This window comes from Actinosynnema sp. (assembly GCF_052038725.1).
This window is the reverse complement of the sequence record NZ_JBQGCX010000092.1, coordinates 1-7,182: the sequence shown is the minus strand read 5'-3', so window position 1 is coordinate 7,182 and position 7,182 is coordinate 1. Positions and strand designations below refer to the sequence as shown.

Below are 7,182 nucleotides of genomic sequence, written 5' to 3'. Positions count from 1 at the left end.
GACGGGGTCGCCCTCGGGCAGCCCGCGGCGGCGCTGGCGGCGAAGCTCGTGCAGCGGGCGGCCCGCGCCGGGTGGCCCGCCGACCTCGTCCCGGACGGGGACGACACCGGCACGACGCTGTTCGGGGTGGCCGCGCTGGCGAAGCTGGCGGGGGAGGACCCGGAGGCGGAGCTGCGGGCGGTGGCGCGGGCGTTCGAGCGGAGCGTCCGGCGGACCGAGCTCGCGGCGCGCGCGGCGGGCCGGACCGCGCTGACCGCCGAGGACTGGCGGGAGTTCTGGAAAGCCTGACCGGGGCTTGAGCGCTGAGCGCTGAGCGCCGCGAGAGGTCGTCCACCGGTGGTCCCGGCGGGCGACCTCTTCGCGTCGGGGGCGGCGCACCCCCGCCGTCCCACCCCCTGGCCACCTTCGCCCGCCTGGGTGGCCGATCCGGTGTTGACGGGGGTGGCCGCTAACGTCGAGGGGGTGACCGAACCCGCCTACCTCCGCTTCCCCCACCTGCACGGGGATCTCGTCACCTTCGTGGCCGAGGACGACGTGTGGCTGGCCCCGCTCGACGGCGGCCGTGCCTGGCGCGTGTCAGCCGACCAGGTGCGCGCGTCGACCCCCCGCTTCTCCCCCGACGGCGCCCACCTGGCCTGGACCAGCCACCGCGACGGCGCCCCCGAGGTGCACGCCGCCCCCGTCGCGGGCGGCCCCGCCCGCAGGCTCACCCACTGGGGCGACCACATCACCGGCGTGCGCACCTGGACCCCGGACGGGCGCGTCGTCGCGATCAGCACCACCGGCCAGGCCACGAGCAACCGCGAGTGGGCGCACGCCGTCCCGCTCGACGGCGGCCCCTCGGAGAAGCTGCCGTTCGGCTGGGTCGGCGACGTCGCCTACGGTCCGGACCGCCAGGTGCTCACCTCCAGCGCGGCGGGCCGCGACCCGGCCTGGTGGAAGCGGTACCGGGGCGGCATGGCGGCCAAGCTGTGGGTCGACGTCGAGGGGAGCGGCGAGTTCACCCGCGTGCTGCCCGAGCTGACCTCGCCGCTCACCTCGCCGATGTGGGTGGGCGGGCGGATCGCGTTCCTGTCCGACCACGAGGGCGTCGGCTCGGTCTACTCCGCCCTCCCGGACGGCTCCGACCTGCGCAGGCACACCCACCAGGACTTCTTCTACGCCCGCGTCGCCACCACGGACGGCCGCCGCGTGGTCTACCAGTGCGCGGGCGAGCTGTGGCTGCTCGACGGCCTGGACGCCGAGCCGCGCAGGCTCGACATCGCCCTCGCCGGGCCGCGCACCGCGCGCACGCCCCGGCACGTCGCGCCCAGCCCCGACGACGCCAGCCCGGACCGCACCGGTCGGGCCAGCGCCGTCGAGGTGCGCGGCACCGTGCACTGGGTGACCCACCGGGACGGCCCGGTGCGGGCGCTGGCCGAGGAGCCGGGCGTGCGGGCCAGGCTGCCCAGGGTCCTCGGCGACACCGTCGTGTGGGTGACCGACGCGGACGGCGAGGAGGCGCTGGAGTTCAGCCCGGTCGGCGGGCGCGAGCCGGGCGAGGAGCCGCGCCGCGTCGCCGCCGGGCAGCTCGGCCGGGTGCTGGAGCTGGCCGCGTCGCCGGACGGCAGGAAGCTCGCCGTCGCCACCCACGACGGGCGGCTGCTGCTGGTCGACGTCGAGTCCGGCGAGGTCCGCGAGGTGCTCTCCGGGGCCAACCCGCACGTGGACGACCTGGTGTTCTCGCCCGACTCGCACTGGCTGGCCTGGGCGCAGCCCGGCCCGAGCCCGCTCCAGCACATCCGGATGGCCAACACCGAGGACCTCGTCCCGGTGGACGTCACGCCGCTGCGGTTCTCCGACTTCTCGCCCGCGTTCACCGAGGACGGCCGCCACCTGGCGTTCCTGTCGGTGCGCAGCTTCGACCCGGTGTACGACGCGCACGTGTTCGACATGTCGTTCCCGACCGGTTGCCGCCCGCACCTGGTGCCGCTGGCCGCGACCACCCCGTCCCCGTTCGACCCGCTGCGGCTGGGCCGGGCGGTCGGCGACGACTCCGGCGACAAGGACAAGGAGAAGGACGAGGAGAACCCGATCACCGTCGTCGACCTGGAGGGCCTGGCCGACCGGGTGGTCGCGGTGCCGGTGGCCGCCGGGCGGTACTCGGGGCTGACCACCGCCAAGGGCGGGCTGCTGTGGCTGCGCAGCCCGCTGCACGGCGTGCTGGGCGACAACCAGGCGAGCGCCGACTCGCGACCCGCGCGCGCCGTGCTGGAGCGGTTCGACCTGGCCAAGTCCCGGACCGAGGTGCTGGCCGACGGCGTGGACGCGTTCACCGTCACCGGCGACGGGCAGCGGCTGGTCGTGCACGACGGCGACGACATGCGGGTGGTGCCCAGCGACCGGAAGGTCGACGGCGAGGACACCGACTCGGTCGACGTGGACCTGTCGCGGGTGCGGGTCGTGGTGGACCTGGCCGCCGAGTGGCGGCAGGCGTACGCCGAGGCCGGGCGGCTCATGCGCGACCACTTCTGGCGCACCGACATGGGCGGCGTCGACTGGGCGGGCGTGCTGGAGCGGTACCGGCCGCTGGTCGACCGGCTCGGCAGCTACGACGACCTCGTGGACCTGCTGTGGGAGGTGCAGGGCGAGCTGGGCACCTCGCACGCCTACGTGATGCCCGCGCGGCGCGCGCGGGGCCGCCGGGTGGGGCTGCTCGGGGCGGACCTGGAGCGCGGCGAGGACGGCTCGTGGCGCGTCGCGCGGGTCATCCCCGGCGAGACCTCGGACCCGGCGGCGCGCTCGCCGCTGTCCGCGCCCGGCGTCGCGGTCCGGGCGGGCGACGTGATCACCGCCGTGGACGGCCGCCGGGTCGACCCGCTGACCGGGCCCGCGCCGCTGCTCGTGGGCACGGCGGGCAAGCCGGTGGAGCTGACCGTGCGGCCCGGCGGCGACGGCGACCCCCGGCGGGTGGTCGTGGTGCCGCTGGCCGACGACGAGGCGCTGCGCTACCACGCGTGGGTGGCCGACCGGCGGGCCCGCGTGCACGAGCTGTCCGGCGGGAGGGTGGGCTACCTGCACGTGCCCGACATGATGGGCTCGGGCTGGGCGCAGCTGCACCGGGACCTGCGGGTGGAGGTGGCGCGCGACGCCGTCGTGCTGGACGTGCGGGAGAACGCGGGCGGGCACACCTCGCAGCTCGTGGTGGAGAAGCTGGCCAGGAAGGTCATCGGCTGGTCGGTCGGGCGGGGCTTCACCGCGCACGAGACGTACCCGGCGGACGCGCCGCGCGGGCCGGTGGTGGCGATCGCCGACGAGTACGCGGGCTCGGACGGGGACATCGTGAACGTGGCCATCAAGGAGATGGGCATCGGCCCGGTGGTCGGCACCAGGACGTGGGGCGGGGTGATCGGCATCGACATGCGGTACTCGCTGGTCGACGGCACCGGCGTCACCCAGCCCCGCTACGCGTCGTGGTTCGCCGGACCCGGCTGGGGGGTGGAGAACCACGGCGTCGACCCGGACGTGGAGGTGGTGATCACCCCGCAGGACCGGGTGGCCGGGCGCGACCCGCAGCTCGACACGGCGGTGCGGCTGGCCTTGGAGGCGCTGGAGACCCGCCCCGCCGCCGTGCCGCCCGCGCTACCTCCATTGGGGTGAATCTGATCTACCCCCGGTCCCCCGCCCGGCGCGCGCGCTCCCGGCGGGGGACGCCCGGCCGCGTGACCACCGGGTTCTCCGGTGGTGGCGCTGCGTCAGCGCGCTGACGGGCGCCCCGCCGGGGGGACCCCTCAATCCCGGTCCCCACCAGTCCCTTCGGACAAACAGGACGATCCGTCCGGGTTTTCCGGCGGGTAGCGCAGCGTGAACCCGTAGCCTGGGCAGGTGGTCGTCCCGCCGCAGTCCAAGCCCGCGCCGAACCGGCGTGCCCGCCGGGGAGCCTTCTTCGGGCGCTTCGTGCTGGTCCTGATCCTGCTCGGCGCCGTCGCAGGCGGCGCCTACGGCATCGCCATGCTGGGGCGCACACCCAGGGCCGAGCCGGAGCCGCCCTTCCAGGTGCCGTTCCAGGAGCTGGAGCCGGGGAGCGCCGTGCCGAACGCCGCGGGCGAGCCCACGGCCGCGCCCGGCGCCTCCCCGTCGGACTCCCGGTCCGCCTCCCCGTCCCGCTCCTCCTCGGCGTCGTCCTCCCCCTCCGCGTCCACCGCCAGGGGCGGCGACACCTCCGCCGCCGTGGCCGCCTGGGCCGCCGAGCTGTCCAAGAAGATCGAGGTCCCCGCGCGGGCGCTGCGCGCCTACGGCGAGGCCGAGCTGCTGCTGCGCGAGGAGCTGCCCCGGTGCGGCATCACGTGGGCGACGCTCGCGGGCATCGGCCGCATCGAGTCGCACCACGGCACCATCGGCGGGCTCGAGCTCGGTGAGGACGGCAGGCCCAACGAGCCGATCATCGGCATCCCGCTCGACGGCAGCCCCGGCGTGAAGGCCATCGAGGACACCGACGGCGGCAAGCTCGACGGCGACACCCGGTGGGACCGCGCGGTCGGGCCGATGCAGTTCATCCCGACCACGTGGGCGCGCTACGGGATGCGCGCCAACGGGGACGGGAAGGACCCCGACCCGCAGGACATCGACGACGCGGCGCTGACCGCCGGGCGGTACCTGTGCGTCAGCGGCGGCGACATGACCAGCGGCGCCGGGTGGTGGCGCGGGGTGATGACCTACAACGAGTCGGTGGAGTACGCGCGCAACGTGTTCAGCGGCGCGGACGCGTACGCCCGCGCGAGCGTGGGGGCTCCCGCCCCGACGGGCAAGCTGACGGGCTGACCGGGCCGCCGGGCGGGCTGCTTGGCAGAGCCGGGCGGGTCGCCCTGGCCTACCGCTGGGCGGGTCGCCTGGGCCTGCCGCTGACCGGGCCGCCGGGCGGGTGCGCGACACGCCCGGCCGCGCGGCGGGTTCGCGCCGGTCGCCACGTGCTTCGGGAAGCCGATGCCGGAGGGCCGGGAGAGCGCTCTCCCGGCCCGCTCCGGTCACTCGGCCGGGCTCACCCCGAGGCGTCGCGCTCCACCGCCAGGCGGGCGCTCAGCTCGCCCAGCGCCTCCTGGTACTCCGGCGTCGGGTTCATCGCGACGGCCATCCTGAACTGGGTCAGCGCCTCCGGCAGCCGGGACTGCCGCTGCAGCGTCCTGCCCAGCGCGAACCGCGCGTAGTAGTCGGACGGATCGATCTCCAGAACCTTCCTGAACGCCTCCTCGGCGCGGCTGAACTGCGCCGACCCCAGGTACGCCCGCCCGGCGAGCAGGTGCACGGAGGGTTCCCCCGGAGCCTCCGCCAGCACCGGTTCCAGCGCGCGCAGCGCCTCCAGTGGACGGCGCTCCGCCAGCAGTGCCTCCGCCTTGCGGAAGGCGTCGAACGTGCTCTCGGCCATCGTTGCCACGGTACTCGCGCACCCCGCGCCGGTTCGACCACCAGCCGGATGACCGCGGTCGTCACCGCAGGTGGCGACCCGGTTGACCGTTCCAGGTGGACGAGCCGCCCCGAGCACCCCCGTCGGGGCGAGGTCCCGGACGTCACCAACTAGTCTCGTCACCGATACAGGAATGGTCTGACGAGGGAGCAGCACGTGGCTGTCATCGAGCAGGTCGGCGCCCGCGAGATCCTGGACTCGCGCGGCAACCCCACCGTCGAGGTGGAGGTGGCGCTGGACGACGGCACGCTCGAGCGCGCCGCCGTGCCGTCCGGCGCTTCGACCGGCGAGCACGAGGCGGTGGAGCTGCGCGACGGCGACGCGAAGCGCTACCTGGGCAAGGGCGTCGAGCACGCGGTCACCGCGGTGCTGGACGAGATCGGCCCGGAGCTGGTGGGCATCGAGGCCGTCGAGCAGCGCGTGGTCGACCAGAAGCTGGTGGACCTGGACGGAACCCCGGACAAGGGCCGCCTCGGCGCGAACGCCATCCTCGGCGTGTCGCTGGCCGTGGCCAAGGCCGCCGCGGCGTCGTCCGGGCTGGAGCTGTTCCGGTACGTGGGCGGCCCGAACGCGCACGTGCTGCCGGTGCCGATGCTGAACATCCTCAACGGTGGCGCGCACGCCGACACCGACGTGGACATCCAGGAGTTCATGATCGCGCCGATCGGCGCGGAGAGCTTCCGCGAGGCCCTGCGCTGGGGCGCCGAGGTGTACCACTCGCTCAAGTCCGTGCTCAAGAGCAAGGGCCTGGGCACCGGGCTGGGCGACGAGGGCGGCTTCGCGCCGAGCCTGTCCAGCAACCGCGACGCGCTCGACCTGATCCTCGTCGCGATCGAGAAGGCGGGCTACCGCCCCGGCCGCGACATCGCGCTCGCGCTCGACGTGGCCGCCACCGAGTTCTTCTCGGACGGCGCTTACACGTTCGAGAAGAACAAGCGCAGCGCCGAGCAGATGTCCGCGTACTACGCGGAGCTGGTCGACGCCTACCCGCTGGTGTCCATCGAGGACCCGCTGTCCGAGGACGACTGGGACGGCTGGGTGGCGATGACCGCCGCGCTGGGCGACAAGGTGCAGATCGTCGGCGACGACCTGTTCGTCACCAACCCGGAGCGCCTGGAGGAGGGCATCTCCCGCCGCGCCGCCAACGCGCTGCTGGTGAAGGTCAACCAGATCGGCACGCTGTCCGAGACCCTGGACGCGGTGTCCCTGGCCACCTCGTACGGCTACCGCTCGATGATGTCCCACCGGTCGGGTGAGACCGAGGACACCACCATCGCGGACCTCGCGGTCGCGGTCGGCGCCGGCCAGATCAAGACCGGCGCGCCCGCCCGCGGCGAGCGCACCGCGAAGTACAACCAGCTCCTGCGCATCGAGGAGGCCCTGGGCGACGCCGCGCGCTACGCCGGTGACACGGCCTTCCCGCGGTTCACGCCGGAGGGCTGATGGCCGGGAGGGAACGGGGTGCTCGGCGCGGCGGGTCCGCGCCGGGGTCCCGCTCTGCCTCGGGGGCCTCGGGCCGGACCTCGCGGTCCGGCTCGGGGCGCTCGGGGGGCAGGACGACCTCGGCCCGCGAGGGCGCGGGGGGCGGAGCCGGGTCCGCGGCCGGGACGGGCGCGGGTGTCGGCTCGGGCTCGGGTCCTGGTTCGGCAGGCGCCCCCAAGGCGGGCGGCCCGAACGCGCACGTGCTGCCGGTGCCGATGCTGAACATCCTCAACGGTGGCGCGCACGCCGACACCGACGTG

At 75.2% G+C, this 7,182-nt stretch carries 4 protein-coding genes and 2 pseudogenes; 5 read left to right on the top strand and 1 reads right to left on the bottom strand.

Annotation, left to right across the window (positions count from 1 at the left end; translation table 11 throughout):
• From ACTUAL_RS01800 to ACTUAL_RS01790, 3 genes and pseudogenes are all read left to right on the top strand, one after another.
• A pseudogene (locus ACTUAL_RS01800) lies at positions 1 to 288 on the top strand (MazG family protein); the annotation flags it as partial.
• A gap of 174 nt (positions 289 to 462) precedes the next feature.
• Positions 463 to 3,639: a S41 family peptidase gene (locus ACTUAL_RS01795; protein ID WP_440899033.1), complete on the top strand. Its 3,177-nt coding sequence runs from the start codon at positions 463 to 465 to the stop codon at positions 3,637 to 3,639.
• Positions 3,640 to 3,864: 225 nt separating this feature from the next.
• Entirely contained in the window at positions 3,865 to 4,800 is a 936-nt protein-coding gene (locus tag ACTUAL_RS01790) for a lytic transglycosylase domain-containing protein (RefSeq protein WP_096491446.1), read from the top strand.
• A 217-nt stretch (positions 4,801 to 5,017) separates the two neighbouring features.
• On the opposite strand, the gene ACTUAL_RS01785 is transcribed toward ACTUAL_RS01790, so the two are convergent.
• Positions 5,018 to 5,401, bottom strand: a complete 384-nt coding sequence (locus tag ACTUAL_RS01785) for a tetratricopeptide repeat protein (RefSeq protein ID WP_096491447.1) — start codon at positions 5,399 to 5,401, stop codon at positions 5,018 to 5,020.
• Positions 5,402 to 5,596: 195 nt separating this feature from the next.
• Between ACTUAL_RS01785 and eno the strand changes: the two genes are divergently transcribed.
• Together eno and ACTUAL_RS01775 are read left to right on the top strand one after the other, a co-directional pair.
• The gene (gene eno / locus ACTUAL_RS01780; RefSeq protein ID WP_012783296.1) at positions 5,597 to 6,883 is read left to right on the top strand and encodes a phosphopyruvate hydratase; all 1,287 of its coding nucleotides are present in this window, start codon (positions 5,597 to 5,599) and stop codon (positions 6,881 to 6,883) included.
• Between the two features lie 221 nt (positions 6,884 to 7,104).
• Positions 7,105 to 7,182: pseudogene (locus tag ACTUAL_RS01775) on the top strand (hypothetical protein); the annotation flags it as partial.

Bases quoted from the DNA above. Each gene is read 5' to 3' on its own strand.
- ACTUAL_RS01785 (WP_096491447.1), bottom strand. From the start codon at position 5,401: ATGGCCGAGAGCACGTTCGACGCCTTCCGCAAGGCGGAGGCACTGCTG.